Below are 17222 nucleotides of genomic sequence, written 5' to 3' on the forward strand. Positions count from 1 at the left end.
AGCCTCTATTATACGTTGACCACGTACAGTTCTCGATCACTCCATGGATTTCACTCATTTCAAAACACAACTGGCCGAACAGGCCAGGCTGTTGGGCTTCCAGCAACTGGGCGTGGCCGACATTGACCTCGGTGACGCCGAGGCGAGACTGCGGCGCTGGCTGGACGCCGGATACCACGGCGAAATGAAGTGGATGGAAGCCCATGGGCACAAACGCTCAAGGCCGCGGGAGCTGGAACCCGATACCCTGCGGGTGATTTCCCTGCGCATGAATTATCTGCCACCGGACACCCAGCCGGTAAAACTGCTCAGGCAGGGCGAGAAAGCCTATGTCTCCCGCTACGCCCTGGGCCGGGACTACCACAAACTGGTGCGCAAGCGGCTGGCGACACTGGCGCGCTGGATCCGCGAGCAAGTCAGCGACAGCGAGCTGGCCCGGGCGTTCGTTGACAGCGCACCGGTAATGGAAAAGCCGCTGGCCGCCAAAGCCGGACTGGGCTGGCAAGGCAAACACACGCTGCTGCTCAATCAGGAAGCCGGCAGTTGGTTTTTTCTTGGCGAGATCTATACCGACCTGCCTCTGCCGGTGGACCAGCCGGTGGAAGACCGCTGCGGCAAATGCTCCGCCTGCATGACGGTCTGCCCCACTGACGCCATCGTTGCCCCCTATCAACTGGACGCCCGGCGCTGTATCTCCTACCTGACCATTGAGCACCCGGGCGCCATCCCGGAGTCCCTGCGCCCCGGCATTGGCAACCGCATCTTCGGCTGCGATGACTGCCAGCTCATGTGCCCCTGGAACCGGTTCGCGCGGTTCACCGACGAGAGCGACTTCCACCCTCGACATCAGTTGGAAAACAGCGATCTGGTTACTCTTTTTCTATGGGACGAAGCCACGTTTCTGCGTTGCACCGAAGGCTCGCCAATCCGCCGCGCCGGCTATCAGCGCTGGCTGCGCAATCTGGCGGTGGCGCTGGGTAATGGCCCGGCCAGCACGGCGCCCATCGCGGCCTTGCGCTCGCGGCAGGCGGATCCCAGCGAGCTGGTACGTGAGCATGTGAACTGGGCCCTGAATCGCCTGTTGATGGGGCACAACGTCGCCGAAGGGGATGCCGGATCAAGTCCCGCATGACGTTTTCAGAGGCTCCCGGGGCCGAACAGTCTCTGGATCGGGGAACCTTTTTCCTGTGTAAAGACCCTACGTTTTATCCGACAATCAAGTGACGTTCTGTCAGGGAGAGTCCAATGAGGAAAGTCAGTCTGTTGATCCCGGTGTTGGCCGCCGGCCTACTCAGTGCCTGCGGCAAGGGCCCAAACGAGGCGGCGGAATATCGTGAATCCGTATTCAAGGCCACGGCCTGGCACTTCGGCACTCTGGGGGCCATGGCCAAGGGCGAGCAGCCCTTCGATCAAGCGGTGTTCGAGGAAAAAGCCGACATCGTGGCGCAACTGTCAGGTCTGCCCTGGGAAGGCTTCGCGGACGCCGGCTCCGCCGATGGCAGCCACGCCAAACCGGCGATCTGGGAGAACCGCGCCGACTTTGATGGCAAAGCCCGGGACTTCCAGAATGCCGCCGCCGAACTGGCGGAGATGGCCGGAAGCGCCGATCAGCAGGCCCTGTTCGCGCAAGTGGGCAAGGTCGGAGAAACCTGCCGCGCCTGCCACACCGAATATCGCGAACGTTAGAGTCTGTGTGTGACCTTTGCGCCACCGGGCCGCCACTGGCGGCCCGGTCAGCTCACCAACCAGTAAATCGCCCCGGCCACCGGCAAGGCCACCAGTAATGCCCGCCACCAAGGCACGAAAGCCTGGTCCGGGCCGGCCTTATCAGGCACCCGCTTACGCCCGGTCAGCATGGCCACCAGCAACGGCTCCCCCAATAGCCGATGCAGCAGCACCGCCGCCACATGCGCCACGATCAGAATCAACAGCAGATCGAAATTCAGAAAGTGCACATCGGTGAGCGCGCGGGCCGTGGCGCCGCCAACCTGGTTGCTCAAAGGCCCCTCCAGTGAAATATCGTCGGTGGCGAACAGGCCGGTAACGGTCTGCACCAGCAAAGACAGCAACATCAGCATGACCATCCAGCCGCCCAGCGGATTGTGGCCGGTAAACACCGGGGCCCGCCCACGAACCAAGGCCTTGCTATATTCCAGGGTACGTCTGGGCCCGGCCAGAAACGCCGTGAAACGACTATGGCGGGAACCCCACAGCCCCCAGATAATCCGGAAAATCACCAGGCCCAGCACCAGATAGCCGGCGCGCATGTGCCAGACCATCAACTGCTCACCCTTGCCCCCGGAATACCAGAGGAAACCGATACCCGCCACCAGCAACCAATGAAACAGGCGGGTGGGCAGGTCCCAGACCCGAATGGTGTCCATATTTTCTCCTTTCGATCAGCGCACTCCGTGGCCGGCCAACACCCGGCTTAACAAGGGACGCTATTCGCGGATGAAATGTTCCCGGTAGTAGGCCAGCTCGGCGATCGATTCACGGATGTCATCCAGCGCCAGATGTTTGTTCTCTTTCTTGAAACCGGACAGTATCCCCGGTTTCCAGCGCGTGGCCAGTTCCTTCAAGGTTGAGACATCCAGATTACGGTAGTGGAAAAACGCTTCCAGGGCGGGCATGTAACGTGCCAGGAAACGGCGGTCCTGGCAGATGCTGTTGCCACACATCGGTGACATCTTTTCATCCACGTATTGCTCCAGGAACAACAGCGTCTGCCGCTCCGCCTCCGCCTCGTCCACGCGGCTGGCGCGCACCCGCTCGGTCAACCCGGAGTTACCATGGTGGCGGGTATTCCATTCGTCCATGGCCGCCAAACGTTCGTCGCTCTGATGCACCGCCAGCACCGGCCCCTCCGCCAGCACGTTCAGATTGGCGTCGGTAACGATAGTGGCAATCTCAATGATGCGATCCTGCTCGGGGCTCAGACCGGTCATTTCCAGGTCGATCCAGATCAGGTTGTCTTTCGAAGGCATCTCACGGGTCCTGTATGGAGATAAATTTAAACGCCATGGTACCAGAATGACCCTGACGCTTGACGCCGAAAGCCTGGAGCGCTCACACGCAACACGCTTGCACGCAACACGCGGAAAATCAAAAGCAGCGAGGTCCACGGACAAACGCTTAAAGCCCTACTGCTGCCACAGAGAGCACCACGACGCTTCTGCTCCCAGGTTCTATCCTGGCGTGCAAGCGTGTTGCGTGCATGCGTGCAAGCGCACTCGCCTCTCAACCGTGCCATAATGGCGCCACCTCAACCGACCTCCTCGCGAACGCATGGCGAAACGCAATCTCAACCGGCGACAGCGCTGGCGCATTGAAAAGATCCAGGCCGAGCGCCGCGATCGCATGCAGCGCAAAGCGGAAAAAGAGCAGCCGGTGGCCACCAACCTCGGTGAGGAACAGTGGGGTACCGTGATCGCCCACTTCGGTGGCCAGGTATTGGTGGAAGCCCAGGACGGCACCCCGGCCCGCTGTCATTTCCGCGCCAATCTGGAACAACTGGTGGTCGGTGACCGGGTGCTCTGGCACCCGCCACGCAGCGAGGGCACCGGCGTGGTCACCGCCGTGGAGCCGCGCCATACGGTACTGAAACGCCCGGACAACTACGGCAACCTGAAGCCCGTGGCCGCCAACGTGGACCGCCTTCTGGTGGTGTTCGCCCCGCGCCCGGCGCCTTCCAGCGCCCTGCTCGACCGCTATCTGGTGGCGGCGGAGCTGTCCGGTATCGAACCGGTGCTGGTGCTGAACAAGACCGATCTGCTGGACGACAACCGCGATCAGGCCAAGCACATCTGCGCGCTCTACCGCCACCTCGGCTACCAGGTGATCACCTTGTCCGCCCATGGCGACGGCCAGCAGCTGGCCCCCCTGCGCGCCGCCCTGGCGGATGCCACCAGCGTCTTCGTCGGCCAGTCCGGGGTCGGCAAATCCTCCCTGGTGAATGCCATCCTGCCGGAGGCGGATCTGGCGGTGGGCGAGATATCGGAGATGTCGGGGCTGGGCCAGCACACCACCACCACCGCCCGTTTGTTCCATTTCCCCAAAGGCGGCCACCTGATCGATTCTCCGGGAATTCGCGAATTCGGCCTCTGGCACATCGATGAGCAGGAGCTGTTGCACGGCTATCGGGAACTGTCCGAGCAGGCTGGCCATTGTCGCTTCCGTAACTGCACTCACCGGCATGAACCCGGCTGCGCACTGCTCGCGGCCGCCCAGAACGATGCGTTCATACACGAACGCCTGCACAACTACTTCCAGATCGCCGACACCCTGGACGACGAGGCCCGCGCGCGCTACTGAGCGATGCCTCGAGATTCCCCCTCCTGGATAAAGGCCGGCGGATATTGGACAATGAAACCCTGTATGAGGCGGTGAAAATTTATTCACTCCTCCAAATTCCCGACCCACGACTGTTTGATTGACTTATGCCCCTGCCCCTGTTGCTGGAACCCGCCGAACTGGCCAATCACCTTGATGATGCCGGGCTGTTGATCGTTGATCTGAGTAAAGAGCAGGTTTACGCCCAGGCCCATGTGCCCGGTGCCGTGCACCTGGACTTCAAACGCCTGCAGAAGGGCACCCAGCCGGCCCCGGGGCTACTGCCCGACGACGATGCCTTGTCCGACCTGTTCTCCGAACTGGGGCTGACCCCGGACACCCAGGTGGTGGCCTACGATGACGAAGGCGGCGGCTGGGCCGGGCGATTGCTGTGGACCCTGGACTACCTTGGCCACGCCCACTACTCCTACCTCAACGGCGGGATCCACGCCTGGCTGGCGGCGGACCTGCCCACCAGCAGCGAACCCCATACCCCCACACCCAGCGATTATGAGGTCAGCCTGCACAAGGCCGGCGTCAACGTGGACCTGGAGACGGTGCTGGCCGAATACCAGAACCCCGACGTGGTGATCTGGGACGCCCGCTCCGAGGAGGAGTACGCGGGCATCCGCGCCTTTGCCCAGAAAGGCGGCCACATTCCTGGCGCGGTGCACTATGAGTGGACCGACGCCATGGACAAGAACGATCACCTGCGGGTGCGCGACCTGGATACCCTGCGCCGGGAACTGGCCGCCCAGGGTATCACCGCCGACCGCCGGGTGATCACCCACTGCCAGACCCACCACCGCTCCAGCTTTACCTGGCTGGTGGGCAAGCTGCTGGGGTTCCCTCATATCGCCGGCTACGCCGGTTCCTGGGCGGAATGGGGCAATCACCCCGACACCCCGTTCGAAAAGTCCGAATAACAACCGACCGCATTCCGAGGTGCTCTTGAAGGACTTATGGCAACGTCTGTTCGTCGCTCTGCAATATCTGCTGCCCCACCACGCCTTGTCACGATTGGTGGGCATTCTGGCCCGCAGTGAAACACCCTGGGTGAAGGACACTTTCATTGGTTTGTTCATCCGCCGTTTTCAGGTCGATCTGTCCGAGGCGGAGATCACCGAAGCCGGGCGCTATCCCCATTTCAACGCGTTCTTTACCCGAGCCCTGCGCGACGGCGCCAGACCATTGCCGGAACAGGCCGATGCCATCGCCTGCCCGGCGGACGGCACCATCAGCCAACTTGGCGCCATCGAAGGCGACCGTATCTTCCAGGCCAAGGGACACAACTACAGCCTGTTCCAGCTACTGGGGGGCGACCATGACCTGGCCACGGAATTCCTCGGCGGCCAGTTCGCCACCGTTTATTTATCGCCAAAGGATTATCACCGGGTGCATATGCCCGCCACCGGCACCCTGCGGGAAACCCGCTATGTGCCGGGTCGACTGTTCTCGGTGAATCAGGCCACCACCGAACGGGTGCCCGGCCTGTTCGCCCGCAACGAACGGCTGGTGTGCGTTTTCGATACCGGGCAAGGCCCGATGGCGGTGATTCTGGTGGGTGCCATGATCGTCGCCGGCATCGAGACGGTGTTCTCCGGCCAGGTCACGCCCCTGCCCCGCCGGGTGACGCACGGCGACTACCGGAATCGTCAGCCGATCACGCTGCAACGCGGCGAGGAACTGGGTCGTTTCCTGCTGGGCTCCACCGCCATTGTGCTGTTCGCCCGTGGCCACGCGGAATTCGATGCCGCCCTGAGCGCCGAAAGCCCGGTGCGCATGGGACAGATGATGGGGACGCTGCGCTAGCGCCCCACGGCCCGGTTATTCCGCCAGCGGCAGGCGGATCACCAGGGTGAAGCCCTGCCCTTCGCCGGCGCTTTCCGCCCAGATCCGTCCGCCGCTCTGTTCGATCATCACCCGCGCCATCGCCAGAGACAGGCCAAACCCGTCCTCGTGATGGCGTGAACCCATGATGAAGAAGGGTTCGAACAGACTCTCCAACTGATCCGTGCCGACACCGCTTCCGTTATCACGCATGCGGATTTCGCCCACGCCATCCAGGCGCTGACTACTGATATCGATGTCCTCTCCGGCGGGACTGAAACGGATGGCGTTGTCCAGCGCCATCGCCAGCACCTCTTGCAGCTCGCTCTCGTTGGCACGCACTCGCAGCCTCTCCGACACCCGGTTCCGCACCGTCAGTCCGCGCTGCTCGAGACACTCGACACGGCTGGTGGTGAGCGCTTCCACTAACCAGTAAGGGTCGCACACGGTGATCAGCGTGGGGCTCTCCCGGTCCGACAGGTCGAAATAGCGCAACGACGTGCTCACCAGTCCCATCAAACGCTGCTGCCCCTTGCGCACCAGATTCCAGGTATCACGGCGGTCATCCTCTTCGCTCAGAGTATCCGCCGCGCCCAGCCAGTTGATGGGGGTGTTCAATTCGTGGCTGACGTACTGCAGGAAGGTGGATTTGTCCCGGTTCACACGTTCCATTTCCGCCACATGGCGTTCCAGGTTGCGGCGGGATTCCTCGAACAGACTGTTGCGTTCACGTTCCAGGAAGCGAATGCGGTCCCCCAGCGCCAGCGACAGCATTACCACCACCCACAACGTGGCCAGATGCGGCAGGATGGTGATGAAGGAGGTATAGGGCAGCCAGCCGACGATACCGAGGATGAAAATAAACACCAGCAGCATGAACACCCACCAGGCCAGCACGAACAAGCGCGCCGCCCGGTATCCCTGGGATAGAACCATCCAGCCAAGCCAGCTGAACAACACCACGGTGACCCCCACCAGAGCGGTGGACAAATAATAGGACCAGGGTGGCGCGATCATCAGTTGCACCACCAGCAGCACCAGCGCGCCGATCAGATAGTGCCGCAACACACGGTCGTAGCGCGGAAAGCGCACGCGCAATTCCAGGAAGGCCCGGGAGTACATGGCCAGCGCCGGACAACTGATGTAAATGCCAAGCCAGTAATATTCATTGAGCTTGGGCCACATCGGCCAGACAAACTGCAAACCGAAGCCATTGATATTGAGGATGAAGATCACCATCCCCACCAGGAAAGCCACGAAATACAGATACACCGGCTCCCGCAGCGACAATGCCAATAGCGCGTTGTAGATCACCATGATCAGCAAACACCCATAGAACACTCCGTAGAGCAGGGTATCCCGATAGGTGTATTCCACCAGCCCGGTGCTGTTGTAGAGCACCGGCGACAGATTGATCGCTCCCTTGCCGCTGACTTTCACATAAAAGGTGCGCGGCCCGGTCTGGTCGGTGTCCAGTGGAAAGATAAAGGCCCGGTGATTCATCATCCGCATGTGGAACGGCAACGTGTCCCCCATGGCCACTTCATCGTAGCCACCATCCGGGCGCGGTGCGTACAGAGTGATGTGATCGAGAATCGGGTAGCGCTCCACCAAATACCAGCTCTGGTCCGTCACCTTGCTGGTGTCGAGCGTGAACCGCAGCCAGATCACGCTGCTGGTAAAACCGAAGTTGGGCTCCTCCGCCGTATTGACGGTAAAGCGGCTGGAAAAATCCTCACGCACTTGAGACAAATCCCACTGCCCCTCGGGATCCACCAGTACATCCATGGATTTGGCCACCGCCACCTCATTCCGGTGGCCATCCGGCACCACCACCGGCGCGGCCCAAAGCCGCGCGGCGCACAGAGCCAGCCCCAGGAACAGCAGGAAGTTACGGAACTTTACCAATCGTCGTTCCCCAAATGGTCATAAGAGCCTGGCCATTACGCCACCGCCTTGCCCGTATTGGAGGTAGAATACCGGCAGCGCGTCACCGCCGTCTTGTCCAATACCTCAAAAGTGCCGAAGGCGATTTTCTCAATGGCCCACGGCGGCCATCAGGCAAAAATCGCTCCACCGCGGCGGCACAAACGCCACGGCCCGGGCTCAAAAGGTTATCATCGTTATCATGGTGTCGAACGGGCCTGGGCTTCGTTACGATTACACCAACTCGTTATCATCGGGGCCCGAGGGCCCGGGCGCAAGGAGAGCACCGTCATGGGACGTGCAATCAAGATCATTGTCATCGTAATCCTGGCCGTCGTGGTACTCCTGGCCGCGGCGATTTTCGTCGTCACCCAGGTGATCGACCCCAACGATTTCAAGCCGCAGATCGAGGAGCAGGCGCGCCAGAACGCCAACCTGGACCTCGCCATTCCCGGCGATCTCTCCTGGCAGTTCTGGCCCTCCCTGGGCGTCAGCCTGGGCCGCACCGAGGCCCGCATCGCCGATGAGGAAGAACTGTTCGCGGCTCTCGACAATGCCAGTGTCAGCGTCGCCGTGTGGCCCCTGCTGCTCGGCAAGGTGGAGATGGACGGCGTACTGATCGACGGCCTGGAAGTGAATCTGCGCGAGGATCAGCAAGGCGGCAACTGGGAAAGGATCGGTCCCCGGGGCGAGGCCAGCCAGGATCAGGCCGGCGAGGAACAGGAAACCGCCAACGGCGGCGAGGAGAGCAGTACCCTCGATATTCCTCTGACGATTCCTTCCGTGGACATCACCAACGGCCGCATCAGCTATCGCAACGCCACCGATGGCACCGATATTCGCGTCGAGCATTTCAATTTCAACGCCCGCGATGTCAGCCTGGACGAGCCATTTCCGCTGGAAATGTCGCTTCGCTATCAGGACCAGAGCGACCTGCGCGTGGATCTGAACCTGAAAACCACGCTGGCCGCCGACCTGGATGCCAACCACTTCGTGCTGGCCCCCATGGTGCTGGACGCCAATATCGCCGGCGCCACCACCCAGCCCGTGGATGTGCACCTGGAACAAGCGTTGGACGTGAACCTGGAGGAGGACAGCGCCAGTCTCACCAACCTGGTGCTGCAGGCCGCCGGCACGCGCACCACCGGCGAAGCGCGAATTACCGGACTCACCGGCGACATGGTGGTGGCCGGCCAACTCGACACCGAGCCCTTCAACCTCAACACGGTATTGAAGGCGCTGGGCGAGCCGGCCATCGAGACCCGCGGCGACAGCGCCCTCAACAAAGTGGCGATGAGCGCCACCCTGTCGGGCCCGGCCAACAGCGTCGTCGCCAACCCTCTCACCGTTACTCTCGATGACAGCACGATTAACGGCAGCGCCGGACTGCGGAACCTGGAAACCGGCAAGATCGCCTTCGATCTGACCATGGACAAGATCGTGTTGGACCCGTATCTGCCGCCGGAAAGCCCCGCCGAGGACAAACCCGTCGCCGGAGGTGACGCCGGCAAGAGCGGCGGCGCCTCCAACCTCACCGAAGCGGAACTGATTCCGGTGGAGACCCTGCGCCCGTTACTGCTGGACGGCAAATTCCGCATCGGCCATCTGACCTTCGAACAAATCGAGGCCAGCGACCTGAGTTTCGCGGTGTCCGCCGCCAATGGTGTACTGAAACTGACCCAGGCCAGCGGCAAGACCCTGAACGGGGATTTCAACGCCAGCGGCACCCTCAACGTGGCCGGCAAAACCCCTCGGATCAGCGCGCGCACCAAGGTGAATCGCATGCAGATCCAGCCCATCGCCAAGATGGCCATGAAGGACGACCTGGCCACCGGGCTGTTCAGCATGGACGGCAGTTTCAACGCCAGCGGCAACAGCCAGAAGGCGCTGGTGGAATCCGCCAAGGGCAACGTCAGTCTGGGCCTGGCCGACGGTACCGTGCGCGGCCTGAATCTGTACAACACCCTGGTGGGCGGCATCAACGATACCCTTGGCGGGCTCAAGGGACTGACCGCGCTGATTCCCAACCAGGAATCCGGCAAGCTGCCCCCGGTGCTTTCCGAGGACACCAAGATCATCGACCTGACCAGTAAAACGCGGCTGGACAAACAGGTCGCCTATCTGGAAAGCCTGGACGCCACGCTGGAGAAAGGCACCCTCTCCGGTAATGGCTGGTTCAACATCCTGACCCAGCAGTTCGACATGCGCATTGGCATGAAGTCCCCTGAACTGGACGGCGGCAAGTATCTGGGCGACGCCACCTGGCCCCTGCGCTGCCAGGGCAGCCTGGAAAGCAGCCCGGCCAAATGGTGCGGCCCGGACAGAGACGGCTTCCGCAAGATCGCCCAGCAAGCCGCCACCAATGCCGCCAAGGGCAAATTGAAGGACAAACTCGGCATCGATGCCGAAGGCGATACCACCGAGGAAGTGCTGAAAAACGCCGCCGGGCAAAAAGCCCGGGAGGAAATCGAGAAGCAGCGCGACAAACTCAACGAAAAACTGGGCGACAAACTCAAGGGGCTGTTCAACTGAGTACCGCGACCACCGCCTTCAGTGACGCCGTGCTGGCCTGGTACGACCAGCACGGCCGCAAGGATCTGCCCTGGCAGCATCCCCGCACCCCTTACCGGGTGTGGGTGTCGGAAATCATGCTGCAGCAGACCCAGGTGATCACCGTCATCGACTACTTCCAGCGTTTCATGGAGGTTTTCCCGGATGTGCATAGCCTGGCCACCGCCGAGGTGGATCAGGTGCTGCATCTGTGGACCGGGCTGGGCTACTACGCCCGTGCCCGCAATCTGCACAAAGCGGCCCGGCAACTGGTCGATGACCATGGTGGCGAGTTCCCGCAAACCGTGGAGGACGTGGCCACCCTGCCCGGTATCGGCCGCTCCACCGCCGGCGCCATCCTGGCGCAAAGCCGTGGCGTGCGCGCGCCGATCCTGGATGGCAACGTGAAACGGGTACTGACCCGTCTGCACGCGGTGGCCGGCTGGCCCGGCCAGAAAGCGGTGGAGAACCGGCTCTGGGAACTGGCCGAGCACTATACGCCGCATCAGCGCCTGGCGGACTATACCCAGGCGATGATGGATCTGGGCGCCACGCTGTGCACGCGGCGACGTCCGGCCTGCGGCGAATGTCCGCTGCACCGGCGCTGCCAGGCCCACACCGACGGCAACCCCGAGCAGTTTCCCGGACGCAAGCCGGCCAAGACCAAGCCGGTTCGCCAGGCCCGTATGCTGATCCTGCAAAGTGACGATGGCAGCGTCTGGCTGGAGCCGCGCCCACCCAGCGGCATTTGGGGCGGCCTTTGGTGTTTCCCCCAGCAGGACCCGGAGGAATCACCGGAGAACGTGCTGACACAACGGGGCCTGACCGAACGCCATCGGGAAACCCTGACGCCGTTCCGGCACACCTTCAGCCATTTTCACCTGGACGTGGAGCCGGCGCTGATTCAGGTGGCGGGCACCGGTGCCCGACTGGAGGAAGAGCATGGGCGCTGGGTGGATCCCGATGCTCCCGGCGAGTTGGGCCTGGCCGCCCCGGTAAAAAAATTGCTCAGTGGGCTGCGTCAACCGCGCCAACAGAGCATGCTGTAACCTGAAAACCCTGAACCATCTTGAGGATGCCATGACCCGCACCGTATTCTGTCGTAAATATCAGGAACGTCTGGAAGGCCTGGACCGGCCTCCCTTTCCTGGCGCCAAGGGCCAGGACATTTACGACCATGTGTCACGCAAGGCCTGGCAGGAATGGCTGCAACATCAGACCTTGCTGATCAACGAGAAACATCTCAACGTGATGGACCCCAAGGCGCGCGCCTTCCTCGACGAACAACGTGATCGTTTTTTCAACAACGAAAACGTGGAACAAGCGGAAGGCTACACCCCGCCTTCGGAAGAAAATGACCAATAAATAACCGCACTTGACGACGCCCAACGGAGTCGCTTTAATACGCGCCCTGACGCCCGGATAGCTCAGTCGGTAGAGCAGGGGATTGAAAATCCCCGTGTCGGTGGTTCGATTCCGCCTCCGGGCACCATACAAAAAAGCCTCGCTCGCAAGAGCGGGGCTTTTTTTTGGTTCATCGCGGTTTAGCGGGAAGTTTCGCTCCAGGAGAAATCAGCCGGCGTTATCGCGGCCGTTGTCGTTGCGAGCCACGGCGGTGCCGTTTTCCTGCTCGGTAAGATCAAAATAGGCGGCGTACTGGTGCTGGAAGCGGCGCAATTCGTCCGCTTGCAGCCGTTCGCGGGACGGCAGCGAGGCGGTCATCGGGTTCAGCGGTCGGCCATTGAGGCGCAGTTCGTAGTGTAGATGGGAACCGGTGCTGCGGCCGGTATTGCCACTCAGCGCGATGACATCACCCTGCGTCACCTCCTGCCCGGGCCGCACTTGCGCCTTTTGCAGATGCAAGTAGCGGGTCTGGTAACCCTGGCCGTGGTCGATCACCACGAAACGCCCCGCCAACGGATGGTAGGAGACCGTGCGCACCACGCCCTTGGCCGGCGCCAACACCCGGGTCCCCACCGGCATGGCGAAATCCGTACCCAGGTGAGGGGTCACCCGTCCGGTGATGGGGTGATGACGATGCAGATTGAACGGCGAACTGATGCGGTATTCGCTGTTGAAGGGAGTACGACGAAAGCCCGGCAGCAGGCTCTTGCCTTCCGGCGTATAAAAGCGGTCATCATCGAAGCGGGCGGCCCGCACCGAGATCAGTTCCCCCTCGTAATCAAAACCCGCCAACCGGGCCGAATAGGCCCCTTCGGCATCGTCGATATACTCCAGATCCACTAACAGAGAGAAGCGGTCGCCCTTGCGGGCCTTGCTTGCCAAAGGCAGTAATTCCCCCATCTCCGCGGCAATGGCCTGGGCACGACCGCCCAGGGAAGGCACCTCCGCCAGCGCGGCGGACAGGGAGGAACGAATCTCACCACGCACCGCCACTTGATGCAGATTCCGCTCATAGGTCAGCGCGCTCCGGTGCATCTGGCCATTGTGCAGATTCCATTCCCAACCCCTGGACGGATCCGTCCACAACCTCAGCGCCAGCAAGCGGCCCTCGCCATCGGCGCGCCACTCCAGGTGCTGGCCAGGACTGACCTGCCGCAGAATGTCCGCGCTTTTGGGGTCATTGAGCAAGGTGTACAGGGCGGCTTCCGGCAGCTGCCACTGATTGGTCCAGAGGTTGGCCAGGGAGTCCCCCTGGGCGATGGTGTAGTGCTCCCAGACCGTGGGGGCGGGGTCCACATCGACGGCGTACAGGTCGGAGTCCTCGATCAGGCCCAACAGAGCCCGGTCGGTCATCAAGGCAGCGTCACCGGAGGGCGCCCACCACCAGGAGGCAAGCGCGATGGCGGCCGCCAGAGCGGGCACCAAAGCGCGCAGCAGGGGCGGTCTTGAGGTCCGTGTTGTGGCGGTGGATTCCGTCATGACAACCGTGATCCGGGACCGACCTTGCCGGTCGGTCTGCTTCTATATTCATGAACAAGGGTTCAGGACCAAGCGGCCGTGACCCGGCCAGGGCGCGAACAAGGGCGCCACCATACCCGATCCCGACGTCAGGCCCAAGCGCCGGAAACACCGGGTTGGAGGCCGCTCGGCCAGCAGGCATCCCGGTTATCGACAACCGCATGACGATTTGGTTGCAAATCCGCTTTTGACTCAGGGCAACAGACTTTCTATATTGCTTGGCCCGGCGGCCCAGCCGCCGGATCGTTCTCGGGGCGGGGTGAAAGTCCCCACCGGCGGTGAGGGAGCCTCTCCCAAGCCCGCGAGCGCCCGCGGCCACAGGCCATCGCCATACTCAGCTTTGGTGATCCGGCCTTCCTCACGGCCACGGGGTCAGCAGATCTGGTGTGATTCCAGAGCCGACGGTGATAGTCCGGATAAGAGAGAACGCGATGGCTCCCTGCCTCCGTGGCGGCACGCCCGTGCGTCGCCTCCACGCCGGCACCGGCCCACGTTCGCCCTGATTCATCTCAACGCCACTCAGGAAACACGGCATGAATCAGACCCAGAGTTCCACCCAGCCTTACCATCCCGAACAACAGCGCCTGGCCTTTATCCATGCCAGCTGGCATCAGGACATCGTGCTTCAGTGCCTGACCGGGTTCCGCGAAGAACTCGCCCGCCTCGGCTACGGCGCCGATCAGATCGACGTGATCGCGGTCCCCGGCGCCTACGAAATCCCCCTGCAAGCCAAACTGCTGGCCAAATCCGGCCGTTACGCGGCGATCGCCTGCAGCGGCCTGGTGGTGGATGGCGGCATCTATCGCCACGACTTCGTCGCCACGGCGGTCATCAACGGCCTGATGCAAGTGCAGTTGGAAGCCGAAGTGCCGGTTCTCACCGCCGTGCTCACCCCCCACCATTTCCATGAACATACCGAGCACCATGATTATTTTTTCCGGCACTTCGTCACCAAGGGACGGGAGCTGGCGAACGCCGCCGACGGCGCCATGCGACGCACCTCCGACGCAAAATCCTTCCTGTAAAACCAGTGTCATGGCCGGCTTCGCGGTGACGCCGCGGGCCGGCTGATAATGGCACGCCATCGTCATAATCCGTTTCACCAAACTGCAAGCCGGTTGTCATTTGACGAACCTAGACTCGCTGGGCTTCTTCTCATCAAGGGAACCCAACCATGTCACAACGGATTTGGCGTCTGACGCTACTGTGTCTTTCTTTATTTATCGCGGCTTGTAACTCCTCCAGCAACCACGACGATCCGGCCCCGGATCCTGAAACCCCACCCACCGAACCCGGTAACCCTGGCGAGCCGGGAGAACCCGGAGAACCGGAAGAGCCTGGAGAACCGGGCGAGCCTGAACCGGAACCCCGGGTACTACTGGACGAGACCTTCGAAGGGGACACTCTCCCGGAGGGGTGGGCGCAATATAATGGCGTCGAGAACGCCGTCTATGTACAGGACGGCAGTTTGTTCGTCGACGGCCGGGGCGACAATTACACCGCCACCGCCGTCACCCTGCCCGCGGAACTGGGGGTCACCGGCGACTACCGCATCGATGCGGAATTCACCATCGCCAGCGCCAATACCGCTTCGCGCTGGGTCGGGTTCATTTACCGTGCCGGGCAATCCCTGGAACCCTACTACCAGATGGCGATTCGCCAGGACGCCACCGCCAGCAACGGTACCGAACTGGCATTTCGCTCGGGTGGCTGGACCATCCTTGAAAAGGGGCCTTATTCCGAGGCCATCGACGCCGAAAAAAGCTACAACGCCACCATCATCGTTCAGGGTGGGCGGGTACAGCAGTTCATCAACGGCGAACTATTGGAAAACGGCGAGCTGGACAGCCAGTACAGCCAGGGCGGTCTTGCCCTGCAAGCCGCGGGCACCCTGTTCCGGGTGGACCGGATCACCGTCACCGAGCAGCTCGAGGCCCTGCCGAACCTGCCCACCGTCTTCACCGTCAACGAGCCGGAAACCGGCGTCGCCATGGCGCCAACACTGGTGCGAACCGCCGACGCGGACACCGACCTGTCCGGACTACAGGCCAGCAATGTACTGTTCACCCTGGATAAAAACCTGAACCTGCTTGATGACAGCGATCAGGTCATCACCACACTGGCGGATTATCTGGGCCAGGACACGGTCACGGCCATTCCCACCCTGCGCATTCGCGAGGCGGACACAATCAACGCTCTGAGCACGCTGGTCAGTGAGCGCAACCTGATGGATCTGACAGTGTTGTCCGACGACGCCGAACTGCTGGCCGCCGCCCGCGAAGCCATGCCAATGGTGCGAGCCGCGCTGGATCTCAGTGGCGCCTCCCTCGGCAATACACGTCAGGACCTGCTTGGCGTGGTTCACGCCACCAACCGTGCCGGCGCCAAGATCGCGTTGCTGCCGAGCAACCTGATCACCGCTGACAACGTGGCGTACCTGCAACGGATGCTGATCACGGTCTGGGCCGGTTCCACCAATACCTCCGCCACCCGGGCGGCGGAACTGCTCACCACCGGAGTCAACGGTATCGTCAGCGCCGATACCGCGCTCTACGTTGACCTGCTGGGTCGCTTCCCGGAACACACGCTGCTACGCAAACCGCTGGTGGTTGGCCACCGGGGCGTTCCTTCCCTGTACCCGGAAAACACTCTCGAAGGCGCGCAACACGCCTGGGAACTGGGGGCCGACGCGATCGAGAACGACATCTATCTGACCGCCGACAATCATGTGGTGATCATGCACGATGGCACCGTGGACCGGACCACCGACGGCACCGGAAACGTCGAGGATATGACGCTGGAACAGCTCAAGGCACTCAATATCGAGCACGATTCCCTGACCGGCTTGAAAGTCCCGACCCTGAACGAGTTCTTCGAAGCGTTCAAGGGCAAGCCCGTGATGCACTTCGTCGAGATCAAAAGCGGCAAACCGGAAATCGTCGACCATCTGAAGACCGCCATCGATGAATATGGGGTGGCCGACCAGGTCGTGGTGATCTCCTTCTCCGACAGCCAACTGCTACGAATGCGTGAGATCATGCCGGAAGTCACCGTCGGCTATCTCAACAGTCTCGGCGCCGACAGCGATCTGCGTAAATCGCTGCGCCGGATACTGTCCGCCACGCAGACCCTGTCTTCCACCTTCAACCCTTCCTACGGTGGTCTGAACAATACATTGATGGAAGCCGCCAAACATCGCGGCACCACCTTCTGGCCCTGGACATTCCGTGATCAGACCATCGCCGAAACGTTCTACGCCGCCGGCACTCACGGCCTGACCACCGACTACGCGCAATGGTTCAGCGCCTATCCGGTGAACGTCGCCAGCGACAATACGCAGATCATCGTCAACGCCGGAGAAACCGCCAGCGCGCCGATAACCCTGACGCTGCAGGATGGCCGTCAGCAAGCGGCCCAGAGCGACCAGATGCTGGTGGTCGACAGCACCATCGACTACACCAGCGCCAACGGCCAGGTGGTTTTCAACGGTACCGGCCATGCCACGGTACTGGTGGGCCATGTCGAAAGCCTGGGCGATGGCCGCGAATACCGTATCTACTCCTCACCGGTTTCAGTCAGCGTTCATTAACGGCGTATCTGAATATCCCCAGGCAATCCGGCGCCCCGTTCTTGGGCTTATGCCCTGGAACGGGGCACACACA

General features: G+C 62.0%; 14 protein-coding genes, 1 tRNA gene and 1 riboswitch. Of the genes, 11 read left to right on the plus strand and 4 right to left on the minus strand.

Annotated elements, in window-relative coordinates:
• Nucleotides 1-43 precede the first annotated feature (43 nt).
• Nucleotides 44-1132: a tRNA epoxyqueuosine(34) reductase QueG gene (gene queG, locus A6D6_RS03620; RefSeq protein WP_159659959.1), complete on the plus strand. Its 1089-nt coding sequence runs from the start codon at nucleotides 44-46 to the stop codon at nucleotides 1130-1132.
• 113 nt (nucleotides 1133-1245) lie between these two features.
• A complete protein-coding gene (locus A6D6_RS03625; RefSeq protein WP_133491733.1) occupies nucleotides 1246-1686 on the plus strand; it encodes a c-type cytochrome in 441 nt (146 codons plus the stop codon).
• A gap of 47 nt (nucleotides 1687-1733) precedes the next feature.
• On the opposite strand, the gene A6D6_RS03630 is transcribed toward A6D6_RS03625, so the two are convergent.
• Both A6D6_RS03630 and orn read right to left on the minus strand, forming a co-directional pair.
• The gene (locus A6D6_RS03630) at nucleotides 1734-2384 is read right to left on the minus strand and encodes a cytochrome b/b6 domain-containing protein (RefSeq protein ID WP_159659960.1); all 651 of its coding nucleotides are present in this window, start codon (nucleotides 2382-2384) and stop codon (nucleotides 1734-1736) included.
• Nucleotides 2385-2444: 60 nt separating this feature from the next.
• Nucleotides 2445-2987: an oligoribonuclease gene (orn, locus tag A6D6_RS03635; RefSeq protein ID WP_159659961.1), complete on the minus strand. Its 543-nt coding sequence runs from the start codon at nucleotides 2985-2987 to the stop codon at nucleotides 2445-2447.
• A 301-nt stretch (nucleotides 2988-3288) separates the two neighbouring features.
• Here orn and rsgA point away from each other — a divergent pair, with 301 nt between their 5' ends.
• From rsgA to asd, 3 genes are all read left to right on the plus strand, one after another.
• The gene (rsgA, locus tag A6D6_RS03640) at nucleotides 3289-4314 is read left to right on the plus strand and encodes a small ribosomal subunit biogenesis GTPase RsgA (RefSeq protein WP_159659962.1); all 1026 of its coding nucleotides are present in this window, start codon (nucleotides 3289-3291) and stop codon (nucleotides 4312-4314) included.
• 125 nt (nucleotides 4315-4439) lie between these two features.
• Complete coding sequence (locus A6D6_RS03645; protein ID WP_133491729.1) at nucleotides 4440-5258, plus strand: sulfurtransferase; 819 nt, start codon at nucleotides 4440-4442, stop codon at nucleotides 5256-5258.
• Nucleotides 5259-5283: 25 nt separating this feature from the next.
• Nucleotides 5284-6144: an archaetidylserine decarboxylase gene (gene asd, locus A6D6_RS03650; RefSeq protein WP_159659963.1), complete on the plus strand. Its 861-nt coding sequence runs from the start codon at nucleotides 5284-5286 to the stop codon at nucleotides 6142-6144.
• A 15-nt stretch (nucleotides 6145-6159) separates the two neighbouring features.
• Here the strand turns inward: asd and A6D6_RS03655 are convergent, their stop codons facing one another.
• Entirely contained in the window at nucleotides 6160-8070 is a 1911-nt protein-coding gene (locus A6D6_RS03655; RefSeq protein WP_159659964.1) for a sensor histidine kinase, read from the minus strand.
• Between the two features lie 309 nt (nucleotides 8071-8379).
• Here A6D6_RS03655 and A6D6_RS03660 point away from each other — a divergent pair, with 309 nt between their 5' ends.
• From A6D6_RS03660 to A6D6_RS03675, 4 genes are all read left to right on the plus strand, one after another.
• Nucleotides 8380-10620 carry an AsmA family protein gene (locus tag A6D6_RS03660; protein ID WP_159659965.1) on the plus strand — a complete coding sequence of 747 codons (2241 nt, stop codon included), beginning with the start codon at nucleotides 8380-8382 and terminating at the stop codon, nucleotides 10618-10620.
• A complete protein-coding gene (mutY, locus tag A6D6_RS03665; protein ID WP_159660019.1) occupies nucleotides 10617-11687 on the plus strand; it encodes an A/G-specific adenine glycosylase in 1071 nt (356 codons plus the stop codon). Before A6D6_RS03660 ends, mutY begins: the two co-directional genes overlap by 4 nt.
• 31 nt (nucleotides 11688-11718) lie before the next feature.
• Nucleotides 11719-12003 (plus strand): oxidative damage protection protein, encoded by a 285-nt coding sequence (locus A6D6_RS03670; protein ID WP_133491725.1) that lies wholly within the window; start codon nucleotides 11719-11721, stop codon nucleotides 12001-12003.
• 51 nt (nucleotides 12004-12054) lie between these two features.
• Nucleotides 12055-12130, plus strand: a tRNA-Phe gene (locus A6D6_RS03675).
• A gap of 80 nt (nucleotides 12131-12210) precedes the next feature.
• Here A6D6_RS03675 and A6D6_RS03680 read toward each other — a convergent pair.
• Entirely contained in the window at nucleotides 12211-13521 is a 1311-nt protein-coding gene (locus A6D6_RS03680; protein WP_133491724.1) for a peptidoglycan DD-metalloendopeptidase family protein, read from the minus strand.
• A gap of 280 nt (nucleotides 13522-13801) precedes the next feature.
• Nucleotides 13802-13992, plus strand: a riboswitch (FMN riboswitch).
• A gap of 101 nt (nucleotides 13993-14093) precedes the next feature.
• Between A6D6_RS03680 and A6D6_RS03685 the strand changes: the two genes are divergently transcribed.
• Both A6D6_RS03685 and A6D6_RS03690 read left to right on the plus strand, forming a co-directional pair.
• Nucleotides 14094-14585, plus strand: coding sequence for a 6,7-dimethyl-8-ribityllumazine synthase (locus A6D6_RS03685; protein ID WP_133491723.1), 492 nt, complete (start codon nucleotides 14094-14096; stop codon nucleotides 14583-14585).
• 149 nt (nucleotides 14586-14734) lie between these two features.
• Nucleotides 14735-17149 (plus strand): glycerophosphodiester phosphodiesterase family protein, encoded by a 2415-nt coding sequence (locus tag A6D6_RS03690; RefSeq protein WP_159659966.1) that lies wholly within the window; start codon nucleotides 14735-14737, stop codon nucleotides 17147-17149.
• Nucleotides 17150-17222: the final 73 nt, after the last annotated feature.

The organism is Alcanivorax xiamenensis, from assembly GCF_009846745.1.
In the GTDB taxonomy this organism is placed as follows: Bacteria; Pseudomonadota; Gammaproteobacteria; order Pseudomonadales; family Alcanivoracaceae; genus Alloalcanivorax; species Alloalcanivorax xiamenensis.